Source organism: Cellulophaga tyrosinoxydans (assembly GCF_900176415.1).
Taxonomy (GTDB): Bacteria; Bacteroidota; Bacteroidia; order Flavobacteriales; family Flavobacteriaceae; genus Cellulophaga; species Cellulophaga tyrosinoxydans.
In genome coordinates this window covers 45,092-62,980 of record NZ_FWXO01000008.1, presented here as the reverse complement: position 1 = coordinate 62,980, position 17,889 = coordinate 45,092, and the positions used below count along the sequence as shown (strand labels likewise).

The 17,889-nt window shown below is 31.9% G+C and carries 15 protein-coding genes and 1 tRNA gene; 7 read left to right on the top strand and 9 right to left on the bottom strand.

Annotation, left to right across the window (positions count from 1 at the left end; genetic code table 11):
* The 3 genes from B8963_RS15755 to B8963_RS15745 all read right to left on the bottom strand — a co-directional run.
* Window positions 1-2,405, bottom strand: a 2,405-nt coding sequence (locus B8963_RS15755) for a hypothetical protein (RefSeq protein ID WP_200810855.1), incomplete at its 3' end; no start/stop codon positions are given.
* Window positions 2,406-2,750: 345 nt separating this feature from the next.
* The gene (locus B8963_RS15750) at window positions 2,751-4,184 is read right to left on the bottom strand and encodes a CCA tRNA nucleotidyltransferase (RefSeq protein ID WP_084063171.1); all 1,434 of its coding nucleotides are present in this window, start codon (window positions 4,182-4,184) and stop codon (window positions 2,751-2,753) included.
* 1 nt (window position 4,185) lies between these two features.
* Window positions 4,186-4,746, bottom strand: coding sequence for an L-threonylcarbamoyladenylate synthase (locus B8963_RS15745; protein ID WP_084063170.1), 561 nt, complete (start codon window positions 4,744-4,746; stop codon window positions 4,186-4,188).
* Between the two features lie 170 nt (window positions 4,747-4,916).
* Here B8963_RS15745 and B8963_RS15740 point away from each other — a divergent pair, with 170 nt between their 5' ends.
* Window positions 4,917-5,687 (top strand): glycosyltransferase family 2 protein, encoded by a 771-nt coding sequence (locus B8963_RS15740; protein ID WP_084063169.1) that lies wholly within the window; start codon window positions 4,917-4,919, stop codon window positions 5,685-5,687.
* Here the strand turns inward: B8963_RS15740 and B8963_RS16215 are convergent.
* The 3 genes from B8963_RS16215 to B8963_RS15725 form a co-directional block, all read right to left on the bottom strand.
* Entirely contained in the window at window positions 5,684-7,510 is a 1,827-nt protein-coding gene (locus B8963_RS16215) for a CDP-glycerol glycerophosphotransferase family protein (protein WP_084063168.1), read from the bottom strand. The genes B8963_RS15740 and B8963_RS16215 overlap by 4 nt on opposite strands.
* Window positions 7,510-8,193, bottom strand: a complete 684-nt coding sequence (locus B8963_RS15730; protein WP_084063167.1) for a phosphocholine cytidylyltransferase family protein — start codon at window positions 8,191-8,193, stop codon at window positions 7,510-7,512. Before B8963_RS15730 ends, B8963_RS16215 begins: the two co-directional genes overlap by 1 nt.
* A gap of 188 nt (window positions 8,194-8,381) precedes the next feature.
* Complete coding sequence (locus B8963_RS15725; RefSeq protein WP_084063166.1) at window positions 8,382-9,197, bottom strand: 2,3,4,5-tetrahydropyridine-2,6-dicarboxylate N-succinyltransferase; 816 nt, start codon at window positions 9,195-9,197, stop codon at window positions 8,382-8,384.
* A gap of 102 nt (window positions 9,198-9,299) precedes the next feature.
* On the opposite strand from B8963_RS15725, the gene ruvX reads away from it, so the two are divergent.
* The 4 genes from ruvX to B8963_RS15705 all read left to right on the top strand — a co-directional run bounded on the left by ruvX (window position 9,300) and on the right by B8963_RS15705 (window position 12,159).
* Window positions 9,300-9,710 (top strand): Holliday junction resolvase RuvX, encoded by a 411-nt coding sequence (ruvX, locus tag B8963_RS15720; protein WP_084063165.1) that lies wholly within the window; start codon window positions 9,300-9,302, stop codon window positions 9,708-9,710.
* A gap of 4 nt (window positions 9,711-9,714) precedes the next feature.
* Window positions 9,715-10,305: a peptide deformylase gene (gene def, locus B8963_RS15715; protein ID WP_084063164.1), complete on the top strand. Its 591-nt coding sequence runs from the start codon at window positions 9,715-9,717 to the stop codon at window positions 10,303-10,305.
* 56 nt (window positions 10,306-10,361) lie between these two features.
* Complete coding sequence (locus B8963_RS15710; RefSeq protein WP_084063163.1) at window positions 10,362-10,799, top strand: DUF5606 family protein; 438 nt, start codon at window positions 10,362-10,364, stop codon at window positions 10,797-10,799.
* 268 nt (window positions 10,800-11,067) lie between these two features.
* Window positions 11,068-12,159: a sensor histidine kinase gene (locus tag B8963_RS15705; RefSeq protein ID WP_084063162.1), complete on the top strand. Its 1,092-nt coding sequence runs from the start codon at window positions 11,068-11,070 to the stop codon at window positions 12,157-12,159.
* Here B8963_RS15705 and B8963_RS15700 read toward each other — a convergent pair.
* From B8963_RS15700 to B8963_RS15690, 3 genes are read right to left on the bottom strand one after another with little or no spacing between them, the layout of a single operon-like run.
* Entirely contained in the window at window positions 12,156-13,286 is a 1,131-nt protein-coding gene (locus B8963_RS15700; RefSeq protein ID WP_084063161.1) for a lactonase family protein, read from the bottom strand. The two genes, B8963_RS15705 and B8963_RS15700, sit on opposite strands and share 4 nt — an antisense overlap.
* A gap of 11 nt (window positions 13,287-13,297) precedes the next feature.
* Window positions 13,298-14,926, bottom strand: coding sequence for a family 20 glycosylhydrolase (locus B8963_RS15695; RefSeq protein WP_084063173.1), 1,629 nt, complete (start codon window positions 14,924-14,926; stop codon window positions 13,298-13,300).
* Between the two features lie 11 nt (window positions 14,927-14,937).
* Window positions 14,938-15,582, bottom strand: coding sequence for a GDSL-type esterase/lipase family protein (locus tag B8963_RS15690; RefSeq protein WP_084063160.1), 645 nt, complete (start codon window positions 15,580-15,582; stop codon window positions 14,938-14,940).
* A 207-nt stretch (window positions 15,583-15,789) separates the two neighbouring features.
* Between B8963_RS15690 and B8963_RS15685 the strand changes: the two genes are divergently transcribed.
* Together B8963_RS15685 and B8963_RS15680 are read left to right on the top strand one after the other, a co-directional pair.
* Window positions 15,790-15,863: transfer RNA gene (locus B8963_RS15685), tRNA-Pro, on the top strand.
* Window positions 15,864-16,088: 225 nt separating this feature from the next.
* Window positions 16,089-17,375: a site-specific integrase gene (locus tag B8963_RS15680; protein WP_084063159.1), complete on the top strand. Its 1,287-nt coding sequence runs from the start codon at window positions 16,089-16,091 to the stop codon at window positions 17,373-17,375.
* Window positions 17,376-17,889: the final 514 nt, after the last annotated feature.

Here is a 17,889-nt window from a genome sequence, read left to right as displayed (position 1 = left end):
GTACCATTAAGTACCGGCGTGGTATCGTTGGTAATTTGACTTACCACTGTTGGTATAGCAGGAGGAGTGGTGTCAGGAATAACTGTTAGTACAGCGGTATCAGATATTATATCTGGACAAACGTTGTTAACGTCGGTTATTATTACTCGATATTCATAATTATTTTCATTTGTAGATGTCGGATTTAATATCAAAGTAGCTGTATCACTTCCTGTATAATTATCCGAAACATTCGCAGGATCTATATTTACAAATCCGCTTCCTAATTGATTATCCACCTGCCATTGATATGATATTGAGGATCCAGTCACATTTACAGAAAATGTTGCTTGTGTTCCGCTATTTACAGAGATATCTTGTGGTTGATCTCCTGTAGTTAGTATTTTAGCACTAGCTGAAGATTGTATTAGTATTACATCTTCAGAATTACATGTAAATCCATAATTTACAACTAGTTTTATCCATGTATTTTGATTGATTGCTAAAGTAGGTGTTAATGAATTATTGTTAAACTCTACAAATGGGCCAGATGCTCCTTCAACACTATAATACCACTGCCAACCGCCATTATTGCTATTATCACCAATGTTTGGATTTAAATCTATGGTCTGACTGGCACTAACCGCAGGTGTAAATGGAACTTCATATATAGAGGCTGTTGCAGCGCTACAAGAGTTATCATTTATTGGAACATTTATAGAACCACTCGTATATGTAATTACATTCCCAGAACCGTCATCAAAAGTTATGGTTGCGCCAGTAAGCGCACCAACGTCGGCACCAACACAATCATAAATTTGTACAGACCAGCCACCTGCTGCTGCGTTGGAACCGTACAGTGCTGACCAATCTATTAAATTATTAGAACTACCATCGTAATAACCATTCCAAGTTCCAGTTAATGGAGAAACCGCGGGAGCACAAAAATTAAAATAAGTAGGTGAGCCTTGATTAGTAAAAGTAAGGTTACTAATATTATCACCAGCATTACATGTATTTCCTTGATTTGCAGCTAAAGTAATTGTTTTTGTACCTGTTGGGTCAACAAAATAGAATCCTAAATCTGAAACATAAGTATGATTACCATTAAATCGAACAGAAATTTGTGTTGTATTATCAATAAAAAAGGGTCTTCTAACAGGGTCATAATGTGTATACGTTTGGGTTGTTCCACCTATATTGCCATTTAGTGTGTAAATATTTTCATTACAAGTGATGTCATCCACACCTGCATTTGATGAACCTGTTGATATATTCCATACCCAAGCTCTTCCTTCGGTAATAGTTCCTCCATCATTTCTTACCACTAAATAGCCACCGTCAGCTAAGTTGTTTTGAATTCTAGTGCTGTTCACCGCAAAATTATCGTAGGAATTTGTAGCAGAATTAAATATATACCAATTATATGTCGTACTAGGAGACACTCCCGCCTCTGCTTCTAAAACTCCTTGATTGGCTCCTGTATTAAAAATATAAATTGGATCGTCTGAATTGCCTGAAAATAGTGCACTGGTGTATTGTGTGGTTAAAACTCCACAAGAAATTGTTGAGTAAATAGGTACCTCATTTGATTCCATTTTTATGACTAAAACGGTAGTGCTTGATGTACCACAAGGTGCACTAGCGCTTACGTCATATCTGAATGATGTACCACCTAGAGATAAGGCGGTAACATCTACATTACTCCCTGTAAGAGCTCCACTGGCATCAATATCTACCCATGTGCCACCACTATCCTGACTTCCATCTAAACCTGTAAACAAATCGACAGAGGTGTCGGTAGTAAAAACAATTAAGGGGCCATCAGTTTTACCACTATTTGATGCTTTGGTAACATTAAAATAGGCAATGGCTGTATTTGAGGCTTGTCCTAGGTCATCTACTACTTGAATTGAAACTTGTCGTTGGACGGAAGTATTTGGATTCGCCGCTAAATTCTTATAAAGCAAATCATCTAAAACATTTCTCATTGTATTAGTTGAAGCAGATCCGCTATTGGTAATTGTTAAACTTTGAGTATTATTACCTGCTACTAAAACGCCAGGAAATGATCCGCCAATTGCTAATTGTTCATCTGATCCATCTTGGGGATTTATTAAAGTTATTGTCATCGACATTATAATACCGTCAGGTGAGTTAAAGCTAGATAATGCACCAGTATTAGTATTGTCTAAAATTTCCCAACCACGTGAACAAGCTTCTGTATAAATATTTACACCACCAGCACCAGTGTTATTATTTACATCTAAACTAATAGTTGGTGGAATGTAAACCGAAGTATTAGTTTTGACTTTTTTGGTAGTGTTGGAGAAAGATTTTTTAGGAAAGCTTAAAGCAATACTTAGTAAAATGAAGCCTATGAATTTGAAAAAGGCTCTATTCTTTTTAATAGGTTTTAGTGTCATAGTAGGTATTTAATATTAAAAAAAAGGATTTGTGTTTAATTTTATTTCGAAAACCAATCATGATAATTTAGAATATCTAAAATCCTAATTATTATATGGTATTTTTCCTACATAAAATGTAATTCAGTTCAAATATAATAGCGCTACATGTATATTCTCTTATATATGTTGTGAATCACTTAGGAATTGTAAGTGTTAAAAGGAAGAATTGTTGTAACTATATGTAGGAATAAGATTATATATATAAATAGAAGGAGCTATTTTACAGCTCTAATTGTAAAATTAGTTCTATTAAAATTTGAAGAAAAGTCTGAGTTTAAGAATGAGTGTTTTTATTTAAAACAATTAAGATTTTTGTTCAATAAAAAAACCCATCGATTTACCTTTTTGAATCATAAGCTTATATGCAGCTTCATACTCATTAGGAATTTCACCTTCTAAAATGGCCTCTTTAATTGCTTCTTTTAAAATACCTATTTCCTTTGAAGGTTTTAAGTTGAAAGTTTCCATAATCTCTTCACCACTTATGGGTGGTTGAAAATTACGCACATGATCTCTCTCTTCCACTTCTACAATTTTCTGACGAACAAGTTTAAAATTGTCTTTGTAACGTTTTTGTTTTTTCGGATTTTTTGTAGTGATATCTGCTTCGCACAAGGTCATTAAGTCTTCAATATGTTCACCAGCATCAAAAATTAATCGGCGTACTGCAGAATCTGTTGCGAAGTCTTCGGATAGGATTATAGGTCGAGAACTTAATAACACCATTTTTTGGACGAACTTCATTTTATCGTTCAAAGGCATTCTCAATCTTTTAAAGAGTTTAGCCACCATCTTAGACCCTATAAATTCATGAGCGTGAAATGTCCATCCTATTTTTTTATCGAAACGTTTTGTAGGAGCCTTACCAATATCATGTAAAAGTGCTGCCCAGCGTAACCATACGTTATCAGTGTTCTCAGAAATATTATCGACAACTTCAAGAGTATGCCAAAAATTATCTTTATGACGTTGACCCTCAATTTCTTCAATGCCCTGCAAGGCAGTTAATTCAGGAAGTATGTACTCAAGAAGTTCTGTTTTATGCAATAAGGAAAATCCTAATGAGGGTTTACTACTTGCTAAAATTTTATGTAATTCATCTACAATACGTTCCTTAGAAATAATTTTTATGCGGTCTTTATTCTCCGTAATAGCCTGTAAAGAAGCATCTTCAATTTTAAAATTTAACTGGGTAGCAAATCGTATGGCACGCATCATTCTTAAGGGATCATCAGAATAGGTAATGCCTGGTGCTAAGGGGGTTCTTAAAATTTTATCTTCTAAATCTTGAATACCGTTAAAGGGATCAAGTAGTGCACCATAATTAGTTTCATTTAAAGAAATAGCTAGGGCATTTATGGTGAAATCTCTTCGCTTTTGATCATCTTCAAGAGTACCATCTTCTACAACTGGTTTTCTACTGTCTTCATGATAGCTTTCTTTTCGAGCACCTACAAACTCAAGTTCTACATCATTATACTTGATCATGGCAGTACCAAAATTTTTAAAAACCGAAACTTCAGGTTTTCCTTTTAGCTTACTGGCTACTTTTTTTGCTAAATCGATACCACTACCAATAGCAACAATGTCAATATCTTTTGCAGTTCCTTTTTTTAATAAAAAATCACGAACAAACCCTCCTATAACATAACAATCTATGTTTAGTTCTTTGGCAGCATCTGAAATTACTGTAAATATTGGATTAGAAAGTGCTTGTTTATTAGTGCTATGCGTCATGTTATTCTCGGATAATTTTTACTACGCCATCATTTCCGAGTTTAATAATGGAGGAAGGTGTACCTGAATTTTGATCTCGATGCAAATTTACCACATAGTCTACACCTTTTAAAATAGGTTGGGTAATTTCTTTAAAGGTTTGTGGAGTAGGTTCTCCTGCAATGTTTGCCGATGTAGATACAATAGGTTTTTTAAATTTTGAAATTAAATATTGGCAGAATTTATCGGAAGCAACGCGAATGGCTAGCGTATTATCTTCTGCAATTAGATTTTTTGCAATTCCTACAGGTTGATCATATACAATAGTTGTAGGTTTTGTGGCTAAATCTATAATATCATAGGCAACCTCAGGTACTTGTTGTACATGTTTTTCTAACATAAAATCATTAGCAACTAAGCAAATCATTGTTTTAGTATTCGCTCTTTGTTTTAAAGCATAAATTTTCGCAACTGCATTCTCGTTAGTAGCATCACAACCTATTCCCCATACCGTATCTGTTGGATATAGTATTAAACCACCACTCGAAAGAACCTCGATACATTTATTAATTTCTTCCTGCATTGTATTTTATTTTAGGCGTCAAAAATAATGTTTTACTCAAGAAATATTTTCATCTTTTCAGATATGTTTCTCTTTAAATTGTAGAGATCACATTTAAAAACCTATAGTTATTATAATTTTTTACCATTATTTATGTTTTATATAAGATTATGACTCTTTAAATGTACAGTATGATGGCGAAATTGTCTGTTTTTATTATTACATATAATGAAGAAAGAATATTAGATAAGTGTTTAAACAAGCTTTCTTGGGTAGATGAAATTGTTGTGGTTGATTCTGGTAGTACGGATGCTACCTTAGATATTTGCAAAAAATATCATGTAAAAGTTTTTCATAACGATTTTCAAGGATTTGGAGCGCAAAAGCAATTTGCTTTAGAAAAAACTTCAAATGACTGGGTTTTGAGTTTAGACGCCGATGAAATTCTTTCAAATGAATTGATAGATGAAATAAAAGAAGTTTTAATCGAGAATACCTACATTGCAGGCTATTTTATTAATAGACAGCATGTTTTTTTAGATAAGGTGTTCAATTATGGCCAGGATAGTAAAAAATGCGTATTGCGATTATTCAAAAAAAGTAAGGGCAAGTTCGATGGGAAAATGGTTCACGAAACAATTGTAGTTAATGGTAATACAGGTAATTTAAAAAATTCCTTTTTACATTTTACAGCAAGATCATTAGAACATTATCTAGAAAAAATAAATACGTATGCCACCATATTTGCTGAAGGGCAATATTTAAAAAACAAAAAATATTCTATCTTAGAAATTGCTTTAAAAGTAAAATTAGAGTTCTTAAAAAAATACTTTCTTAACCTGAATATTTTAAATGGAAAAGAAGGTTTTTATTGGTCTTTTTTAGCAGCATATTCCTCGGGATTAAAATATATTAAAACCAACGAGCAATACAAAAAAGTGAAAAAGCAATTAATGTTTTAGTCTACTTTTTCTTGTCTCAATCTTTGTAATTCTTTATATCTATTATGAATGCCTAAGGCCATTAAATAGCTCAGAATTAATCCTTTTTTACCGTCTAAAAAGCCAAGTCCAATTACGTAATGTTTGAAAAAACGAAACGCTGGTTTTATTATAAAATGAAAAGCATTAGGTTTTTTGTTTTTAGCCAATAATTCTTTGGCTTGCATGATTGTATATTTTAACCTTTTACCCTTAAATTCTTCATAATTATTGTAAGAGTAGTGTATTAGTTTATTTTTTAAAACTAATGATTGACCATCTACTAGAAGCGTTTCATGAACTGTCTTCGAGGTGTCAAATTTACATTTAGATTTTTGAAATAATCTATAGTTTTTATCGGATTGAGTACCTGAAAAACGCATTTTCTTTTTTTGAAACATAAAAGTTCTTAAAAAATAGTATGCTGCTGCAGTGATCTCTTTAGAATTTACAGTTTTAAGCACTTCATTTTTTAATGCATCAGTAAGACGCTCATCGGCATCAATAAAAAGAATCCAATTGTTTGTAGCTTGTTCTAAGGCGAATGATTTTTGATCTGTAAAATTTTTAAAAGGTCTTTGAATTAATTTAACATTCGGAAACTCTTTTAATTTATTAATAGTTTTGTCAGTACTAAAAGAGTCTACAACAATAATTTCATCTGCAAATTGAAGATTTTCAAGAACACCATTTATATGCTCTTCTTCATTATAGGTAATTAAGAGTGCTGAAATTTTATTTATTTTGGGTCCTTTAAAAACATCAACTATGGGTTTACCAAAAATAGAATGTATTTTTCGTTTTCTTAAAAATGATAGATTTCGTGCATTCGGAACACCATTTTTGGTAATATACTTTTCTACAGCTTGTACCATTCGCTCCGCTGAATTGCCATCATTATAAGGGTGGTATTGTTGGCTTAATTCTTTCCTTTTACCTTCAAAAGTGTCGTTTTTAAAGGTGTTTTTAACTTTTTCAGATAAACCCTCGTATTCTTTAGAATCTAACCATTGTATATTTTTTGATATATTATTAAATGAAATAACTGGCTTATCTAGTAGCAAAAACTCATAAATAACAGATGATGTATCACTTATCATTAAATCAGATAAAAGTAAATACTTAATAATATTTCTATCCTCGATAAAGAGTGCATTTGAAATTTCTTGAGCTAAATTTTTATAAGCCTCAATCCATTTCGGATCCATTAGATCATGAAATTTAAATAGTATAAGAAATTCTTTATTTGCAGCAAGGCGCTTAATTTCTTCAAGTAAAAAAGGGGCAGAGGTAAGACTAGGAGAGAAGGTTGGTGCATATAAAATTATTTTATTTGCACTAAATTCTTTTAATAACGCAATTTTTTCTTGTTGATATTGATGTTCTGGTGACCTATAAATATCTAATTTAGGCCAGCCTGTTTCTATAACTTCAAAATTTTGATACTTAGTTTTAAACTCCAAAAACTTTTCAGTAAAGTAAGGTCCTTGAGTAAGGTATAAATCAAAATAATGACGGATTCTAAAATGACCTTTTTTCTCTCCTGCTAAACCATGAAATATTTGCACTTTTACGCCTCGTAGATAATATGGTACTTCGTTTCCAGGGGCAAAAATAGCATCGCTTTCAAATAATTGAAGGTCTAAAATACTTGTGGTGAAATTTTCTTTTTTGAATGGATAAGCATCTAAAAGTTTAGGAGTTATAAACCAAAGAATTTCATGATTTTCTTTTTGTAATACATCTCTAATGGGTGTTAATATTCCAAATGCATAGGCATTTTGACAAAAAAGAATAGCTTTCATTACTCTAGTAACTTATTTACATTATCTAAATCTTCTTTAAAATCTACTTCCATACAATTGAATTTAGAAATATCTACGGCACTTATCTGCAAGTCATCTTTTTCAATGGCAATTTCAAGACCACGTTCAAAATAATCATTTTCATTACATTCTTCTAATCTAGAAATAAATTTCTTTATATCTTTTGAGGTGATGTAATTTATACCTACAGCTTCACCGAGGCCGTTTTTAACTGTTTTTGATAGCTGTTTTATAAAACCATTTTCTAGAGTATATTTTACTTCTTCATCAGCAACTTTGCTTGTATTTACGGCTACGAATGATTGTTTATTTTTTATGTATGGGTTTAATATTTCAAATAATTTCGCATCAAAAACAACATCTCCATTCATCCAAAGAACAGATTTATCACTGAATTTTTTTAAGGCTTTTAATAAACTTTTTGAGGTGTTTGTACTATCAAAATATGGATTATAAATATAACTTAAATCAGGAAAGCGCTCCATAATTAGGTCTTTTTTAAAACCTACAACAACGCTAATATCTTCAATAGAATAGTAGGTGTCTATATTTTCTATTTGCATTTGCATGATACTTTTTCCGTTCGCTAATGGGGTTAATGGTTTAGGAAACGGATTGCCTAATCTTGATCCCATTCCAGCAGCTAGTATCACTATTTTCATATCAATATCAATTAAAACTTACAAAATATTTGCAAGAACTTTACTTTTTAATGTGTTAGCAAACCTAAAAAAAAATGGCCTGTATAAATAATATTTTAATGACTTTATATTTATTGAATTACACCAAAAAAAATCTTTCATGAATAATTAAATCCATGAAAGATTATAGTTTAATGAATTCTAGTATATTAAACTGCTACATCATTATCGCGAAGGGCATTGTTTAATGATGTTTTCTTGTCTGTACTTTCTTTTCTTTTTCCAATAATTAAAGCACAAGGTACTTGATATTCTCCTGCAGGAAATTTTTTGGTATAACTACCGGGTATCACTACAGAACGAGCAGGAACTCTACCTTTCATTTCAATAGGAGTATCACCCGTAATATCTATTATTTTGGTACTCATGGTCAGTACAACATTTGCTCCTAAAACGGCTTCTTTTTCTACACGAACACCTTCTACAACAATACATCTAGACCCTACAAATACATTATCTTCTATGATAACAGGCGCAGCTTGCAATGGCTCTAAAACTCCGCCAATACCTACTCCACCACTAAGGTGAACATTTTTTCCAATTTGAGCGCAACTACCAACTGTAGCCCAAGTATCAACCATTGTGCCTTCGTCTACATAAGCACCAATATTCACATAACTTGGCATTAATATAGTACCCGGAGATATATATGCACCATGTCTTGCTACAGCATTGGGTACCACACGTATACCTTTTTCTTTATACCCTCTTTTTAAAGGCATTTTGTCATGGTATTCAAAAATTCCTGCTTCTAAAGTTTCCATTTTCTGAATAGGGAAATAAAGTACTACCGCTTTTTTCACCCACTCGTTAATTTGCCAACCATCAGCAGTTGGTTCTGCACAACGTAATTTACCGTCGTCTAATAACGCTATTACAGAGCGTATGGCATTCTGAGTTTTTTCTTCTTTTAATAAATCTCGGTTATCCCAAGCTTTTTCTATTTCTTCTCTTAATTCAGTCATGGTAATAATAAAATTTCCTCAAATATAACATGAAGCGACTAATTAATGATACTATTTTATAGTTATAACAATTTATCCGTTATTTTTGCAAAAAAATAATTAGTGGGAAGAATTATAGCGCTTGATTATGGAAAAGTACGTACAGGTATTGCTGTAACAGATGAATTACAGTTAATTGCATCCGGACTAACGACTGTAAATACTAAAGAGTTATTAATTTTTTTGAAGAATTATTTAGAAAAGGAAAATGTAGAAGCCATTGTTGTTGGGGAGCCTAAGCAAATGAATTATGAAGCATCAGAATCCGAAGCTTTAATCATTCCATTTTTAGCAAAATTAAAGGCACAGTTTCCTAAGTTAAAGATTGAAAGGCAAGACGAACGTTTTACTTCTAAAATGGCATTTCAATCCATGATAGATGGCGGTTTAAAAAAGAAACAAAGAAGAGATAAAGCATTGGTAGACGAAATTAGCGCTACCTTAATATTACAAGGATATATAAATAGAATTTAGTATAATGATATTACCAATTATAGCTTACGGAGACCCAGTTTTACGTAAAGTAGCAACAGATATTACTAAAGATTACACCAATCTTGAAACATTAATTGAAAACATGTGGGAGACCATGTACAACGCCAGTGGTGTAGGTTTGGCTGCACCTCAAATTGGATTAGCAATTAGAATGTTTGTTATTGATACCACTCCGTTTTCGGATGATGAAGACTTATCACCAGAAGAGCAAAAGGCTTTAAACGGGTTTAAAAAAGTATTTATAAATGCAAAAATTGAAGAAGAAACTGGTGAGGAATGGTCTTTTAATGAAGGATGTTTAAGTATTCCAGATATTCGTGAAGATGTGAGTAGAAAAGAAACTATTAAAATTTCGTACTTAGACGAAAAATTTAATCAAAAGAGCGAAACTTATAATGGTTTATTAGCAAGAGTTATTCAGCATGAATATGATCATATTGAGGGTATACTATTTACAGATAAGTTATCAAGTTTAAAAAAGCGATTACTTAAAGGTAAATTAAGTAATATATCTAAAGGTAAAATAAATGCAGATTATCGTATGCGTTTTCCAGAAATGAAAAAAGGAAGGTAATCTAGTTTTTTTATTACCGTAAAAGTTTAATATTTGCCGAGAAATTAAAATAATACATGAGTTTAGATAAAATTTTATCAATAGGAGGAAAACCAGGTTTGTTTAAATTAGTAACACAAACTAGAGCTGGTTTTGTAGCAGAGTCATTATTAGATGGTAAAAAAATTTCCGTTGGTTTTAAAAATAATGTAAGTGTACTTTCAGAAATAGCCATTTACACTTTAGATGAAGAAGTACCACTTCGTGAAGTTTTTAAGAAAATTCAGGATAAGGAGAATGGTGAAAAAACACCAGTTTCGCCTAAAGATGATAAAATAAAATTAGAAGAATACTTTTTTGAAATTCTACCTAACTATGATGAAGATAGGGTATATGCCAGTGATATTAAAAAAGTAATTCAATGGTATAATATGTTGCATGAGCAAGGTATAACCGATTTTGAAGCTAAAGAAGAAGTTGCCAAAGAAGAAGAAGTTAAAGAGGTTAAAAAGTAAAAATTATTTTCAAATTTATACTTGAAGGCGAAGGAATGGTTCTACCAGTTCTTCGCTTTTTTTTTCTAAAATAAGATTCTAAATTTTGATAATAAGTGAATGTAATAGTTATTGTATTAAGTCAAAGTGTATATTTCATTTACCGATAGTAAAAGGTTAATTAACCATAGACTTTAGAGTATTTATAGATAAAGCCAAGTAAAAAAACATCAAATAACCCAAATTTGTACCATAATTAAGTTTTATCCCCAAATCAAAACTAAATGTTATGGACTTACAAGAAGTAGAAAAAACTAATGACCTACGTGAAATGTTTTTTGAAAATGCAATTACGCCTTACGTAATCTTAGACGAAAAACTAGACTTTATTGATGTAAACCAAAGTGCAATCCAAGCAATGAATATCAATAGAGAAGATTTTCTAGGACAAAATATTGTAGATGTATTTCCAAATTTGAATACTAAAAATAGGATTAAGGCATACGAACATGTAATTGCCAATGGTGAATCTATTATGTTTAATGGTATACCCTATAAAACGGACAATCAGACAATTAAATTTACTATTAAGGCTTTTAAAATAGGTGAAGGTATAGGTATTAGTGCTCAAGAAAACACAGGTTTATTAAAAACGAATCAAACACTTGAGAATTCGCGACGTAATTTACAAGATATAAACAATAGACTTTTAAGAAAAAATAATGAGCTTGAGGAATTAATTTACGTATTGTCTCATGATTTAGGAGCTCCTTTGGTTAATATTCAGAGTTTGCTTAATATTTTGGAATATGACAATGCCATTTTGGAGGAAGGGATGGAAGTTTTTGAAAAAATCAAAGAGGTTGTTACCCATATGGATAGTAAACTTAAAGCTATAAATAAAGTTAACGCTATAAAAACAGAGCAAGCCGACAAAAAAACGGAGGTGGATTTTTCAGTATTACTAAAGCGTATAGAGGCAAATCATTCTCAAGAAATAATTAATTCAAGAGCTATAATTAAAGCGGATTTTTCTAAATGTCCAGCTATCTTTTTTGATCCAATTAAGTTAGAAAGTATTTTACACAATTTAATCTCTAATGCCATTAAATACAAAAACCCTAAAAGAAAACCAATAATACATATTAAAACTAAAATGGTAAAAGGAAAAACCGTTTTAACAGTTAAAGACAACGGCCTTGGTTTTGATGATGCTATAAATTATAATAAAATCTTTGGGTTATTTAAGAGAATGCATACCCATGTAGATGGTTTAGGAGTGGGTTTGTATATTATTAATTCCATAGTGGCCAACCATGGCGGAAAAATTAAAGTTAAAAGTCAAATTAACAAAGGGGCAGAATTTAAAATTACTTTTTAATTAAACAAAATACAAACTGGAGTAGGAGCTTTTATCTCTGAAATATACTTAAGTAAACCAGTTGTATTGTTTCTTTTAAAAGAAACTAAATTATTAGAATCTTGATTGGCAACAATTACATAATTTTCATCATTTGATAATGAAAAATTACGTGGAGTTTTTCCTTTAGTAGATTCAAATGCTAGTAAAGTTAAATTTCCATTAGTAGCGTTTACAGCAAAAATGGCTATGCTATCGTGCCCTCTGTTAGATGAATAAACAAACTTTCCGTCGCTTGAAATATGAATATCTGCACTCTTAGAAAATTCAGTAAAATTTTCTGGTAGGGTAGTAATGGTTTGTTTTATTTGGTAACCGCCTGTTTCAGATTTTTGTACTAAAGAGATTGTATTATCTAATTCATTCAATATATATAGATACTTTTTATTTGGGTGAAAAGTTAAATGTCTTGGTCCAGCACCAGTTGCCATTGCTAGCTTTTGTGGTTCTGAAGCTATAAATTTATCTGAATTTTCATCTATTTTAGAAAACCACAATTCGTTAGTTCCCAAGTCTACTGAAATAACACTAACGTCATCTTCTGGTTCAAACCAAGCAGAATGTGCATGAGGTCCTTCTTGCCTGTCTGTTGTACCTTTTCCTCCATGTTGGTTAAGATCTAATAAGGGGCTTAGTTCACCATTTTTGTTTAGTTTTAATAGTCCTACGTTACCTCCAGTATAATTTGCAGAGAGAACATACCCCTGTTTATTAACAGCAATAAAGCATGGATGCGCACCACCTGATGAAGATTTGTTTATAAATTCTAAACTATCATTTTTAATACCATAAGAAGAAACGAATCCAATACTATCTTTGTTGACTTCATTCACTACCAAAAGATATTTTTTATCATTGCTTAAAGCTAAGAATGATGGGTTATCAGTAGTCGCAACTAAGCCAATCTCTGTTAGCATACCTTCATTGTTTATAGCATATTTATAAATGCCTTTACTTTCCTTATCGGTATAGGTGCCAACATAAAATGTATTTGTCTTTTTATGCGCTACATTAGCCATTACTGGTTTTTTTTCATTTTTACAATTGGTGAATAAGAGGACTGCAATTAAGGTAATAGCTAATTTCATTTGTGTGTTTTTTACTGTCGATAACCCTTTAAAGGCATTGTTTTTTCTACACCATTCACTTTCCAATCTATTAATGTCGTTGGGTAGTAGTTAACGTTCATTTTTTCTAAATAGGGCGTTTGATTTGCTAATCTCACTTTAAAATCTTCCCAATTTCTATTCTCTTCTATGGTCCATCCAAGTTCTGCATAACCAATGATTCTTGGGAATGCTAAGTATTCCAGTTCTGCCATAGTTGTAATTGTTTCTGACCATAAAGGCGCTTCAATGCCTAATATATTTTCTTTTTGTAACTCTTTAATGAATTTTTCAGGGATCCAGTTATAAGCAGAGTCAACAGGAATATAGGCAGCCCAATGCAAACCATGCTTAGATAGGCTATCATACTGCATATCTAAATAGGCCTTTTTTGCTGGCGATAATATAATTTTAGAGCCTTTTCTTGCTCCTTCAATTGCATTTGCTGCAGTGCTCCAATGTTGAGCAATGGTGGAGGAATCAACATTGGCTTGCATAATTTCGTCCCAACCAATCATTTGCTTACCATGTTTCTGAACAATTTTTTCTACTTTATCTACAAAATAGATATAATCTTTCTTTTTAGTAACGTGACTCTCATCACCTCCTATATGAAAATATGGTCCTGGAGTAATTGCTGATATTTCTCTGACAACATCATCAATAAATGCATATACGGTGTCTTTATTTGTGTCAAAAGTGCTAAAACCAACTCGAGTTCCTGTATATGGTTTCAGGGTTTTTCCGTTTCCATTTAAAATAGGGTAGGCAAAAGATGCAGCGTTGGTATGACCAGGCATATCTATTTCAGGAATAATTGTCATATAATGTTTGGCAGCATAGGCTACAATATCTTTGTATTCTTCTTGTGTATAAAATCCACCTTCGCCGCTTCCAACTTCAGTTTTCCCAGATACGGCTGTAAGTAAAGGCCAAGATTTTATTTCTATGCGCCAACCTTGATCATCGGATAAATGAAGATGTAGTTTGTTTATTTTGTAATAGGCTAGCAAATCTATATACTTTTTAACATCGGCAACAGAGAAAAAATGTCTCGCAACATCGAGCATAGCTCCGCGATACTCAAAATTAGGGTTGTCTATAATTTTTCCTGTAGGCACTAACCACATTTTATGTGTAGTAATAGTGTCATTGCTTTTATTTGGAATTATTTGTCGTAAAGTTTGAACACCTCTAAAAGCACCCTCGGCCGACTTAGCATTAATTATTATAGAATCTTTAGAAATGTATAGTTGATACGATTCAGTAGTCTCTAATTCAGCACTTTCAGTCTGGTTTAGGTAAATAATACGGTCTACAGTTTCTAAATTTGTATCATTTACCGAAAGCTCTAATGCCGTTTTTTCTTTAATACTTTCTGATAAAAAGTCACCTACTTCTTTAAACCCGTTTGATGCTTGCGATGTATAAATAACAGTAGTATGGTCAAGGCCAAATGCAGAATTTGTTGCAATAATTTTTGAAGGTTTCGGAATAATATGTTCAAGCTCCAAATTGGTTACTGGAAAATTAAGAATTATTTTTTTCTTGTTCTCTCCACAAGAAATGGCAATTAATGCTGCACTTAATAGAACAATTTTTAACAGTACTACTTTTTTCATTTCTTGTTTTCTTAGTCTATATAATTTTTTAGAACACCATGCCAAAGCTTATAACCAATTTCATTCATATGAAGCCCATCGCTTAAAAATAAATTAGTCTTTAATTTTCTTTTATCTAGCATAACATCCCAAACATTTGCATATTCTAAATTATCATCCGTAGTGCAAATTTTTTTAAGTTTTCTATTGAGCCTTTTATATTTTCCTTTTAAATTCCATCGAGCTATACTTGGTTTTGCAGAAATGATGACAATTTTTGTCTTGCTATCCGCTTGTTTTATTTGCTCAATTAATTCTTTAAAGGTATTCATGATTTCTTTAGATTTTTTCTTAGCAGAAATGTCATTATCACCTTCATATATAAATACCTTTTTAGGTTTGTAATTAAGTATAAGTTCATTACTATACCCTAAAAGATCTATGGTTTGCGATCCTCCAAAACCTGTATTTAATAACTGATGGTTTGGAAAATAATCCGATATATTTTTCCACATTCTAATACTTGAACTTCCAGTAAATACAATAGTTTCTCGTGATGAATCCCAAATAGTATCGTATTTTTGAGTTATAGAAGTTACTTCATTTTCAAAGTATGGGTTTTGTTGTGCTATACCGAATAATGGTGTAAGTAGTAAGACTAAAAAAAAAGATTTCACTTGATAAATATTTAAAGTTCTAAGATAGTTTTTAAAAATTAAAAGGTCAATGTATTACACTGAATTAATTTGGTTTCTAAAATTGAGTCAAATTTATGGTGACTTTAAACAGATGTGTACTAATTATCTAATATTTTAGAAAGACTTTCTAATTAAAAATGTTTGCATTGAACAAATGTATAATTGTATATTTGACCCTGAAAATTTCGGGATGTAGCGCAGCCCGGTAGCGTACACGGCTGGGGGCCGTGTGGTCGCAGGTTCAAATCCTGTCATCCCGACAAATAGGGTATCAAATGATATCAAAATAATGGTAAACAAATGAAATTCAGTATTTTAATTTTTTGATTGAATTCATTTGTACCCATTTGAGTACAAATTTGAAGGTGTCCTATTAGGTGTCCTATTTTTTAAGGATATATTTCCCTAAATTTGTACCATTAGTATCTCATCTTTACAGCGATTTGGCTTTCGTTTAACTGATTTATTCATTAAAAACGAAAGTAATGACATTCCTAAAAACCTTCAACGTCCATTTTTGGCTAAAAAAGACGGTATTAAAAAAAGACGGAACATTCCCAATTTATGCGAGGATCACTATAGAAGGCAAACGTGCCGATCTAAGCACCCAACAAACCGCCTTCGAACATAGCTGGTGCACAAATGCAAGACGCATCAAACCCAAATTTTCTGGGGCTAAAGAAATCAACGATGTCCTCGAAAGCATCCATTCCAGAATAGTTTTATGTCATAGGCAATTAGCCGACGGTGGCGTTGTTGTAACTGCCCAAGCAGTTAAATCAAGGTATTTGGGCAAGGACAAGCCTATAGCAACAATTGATGACCTTATAAATTATCATAGGGAGAATGATTTGATCTATTTATCTCCTGGAACTGCAAAAAATTATCCCTCTACTGAAAAATACCTTAAAAGGTTTATTCAAAAGGAATTTAAGTCATTGGATTATTATCTCAAGAACATCAATTATTCCTTAGTTGCCAGCTTTGAAAGTTACCTGAGACACTGCTCACCTTTAAGAAAATCACAGTCACTGGGAAATAATGGCATAATGAAGCACATGGAACGTTTTCAAAAATTAACGAACTTGGCCTTGAAAAATGGCTGGATAAAAGAAAATCCTTTTTCCTTATATCAATTGAAGTTTGAGGAATTCGATAGTGCCTTTTTGGACCAAATAGAAATTGATAGGATGAAATTGCTTAATTCAGGAAATAGCTCATTGGAAGACACCAAGAACATATTTATTTTTTCTTGCTACACAGGTTTATGTTATATAGAGGTAAAGAATCTTAATACCAAAAGTATAGTTAAGGGAATAGACGGTGAACAATGGATAATGGTCAAGCGGCAAAAAACTAAAACCCCTGTAAAAGTACCACTTTTAAATCAAGCAAAAAGAATACTGGAAATTTATAGGAATCATCCCTGTGAACAGAATGGACATTTGCTTATGCCTGTTCTTAGCAGCCAAAAGGTCAATAAGCATTTAAAGAAAATCGCTGGATTATGTGGTATTGATAAAAAACTGACTTTTCATGTTGCCCGCCATACTTTCGCCACCACGATTACCCTTTTAAACAATGTACCGCTCGTCACGGTCTCTAATCTTTTAAGCCATAAAAAGATTTCCACCACCCAGAAATATGCCCGGGTTATTGAAACAAAGGTCAGTAGGGATATGTCGAAACTTGCCCAAGCTTTAAGGGAGATTGAATCGAAAAAGGAAGGTGTAAAAGGCTCTAATAATACAAACCATTTAAGAATTGTTTGATGAAATTTTATTTCTATTTGATTTTAGTGGATATTAAAAAAGTGTTCTTCTTTAGACTAAATAGTTTTTTGTATTAGACTTTTTTGTTTGTGTGGATAGAACGGATGATGCGAACCATTAAAAGCGGATAATTTGAACCAGATCATTTAAGGATTTAAACATATGCAATACAATGAGTTATTGATAATTTAACTATGCTCACTTTTTTCCGGCGAGGGTGGTATTGTCTTGTCGTTTTTTGCACTAATCCAAGCTATGTTTTTAGACGGCTTAAGTTATCACATGGTATTTAATTAGATAGTTCAATATTAATAGCTACATTTCTATCTTCGCTACTTTTTTCCTTACGTTCAATTGGGTTAATCCATTTTCCACGATAATTCAACCATGTGTTTTTTTTTCTGATCTTTATATTCCATAGATGGATGGGACGGATGATGAGAACCATTAAAAGCGGATAATTTGAACCAGATCATTTACGGCTTTAAACAAATCCAATATAATGAGTTATTGA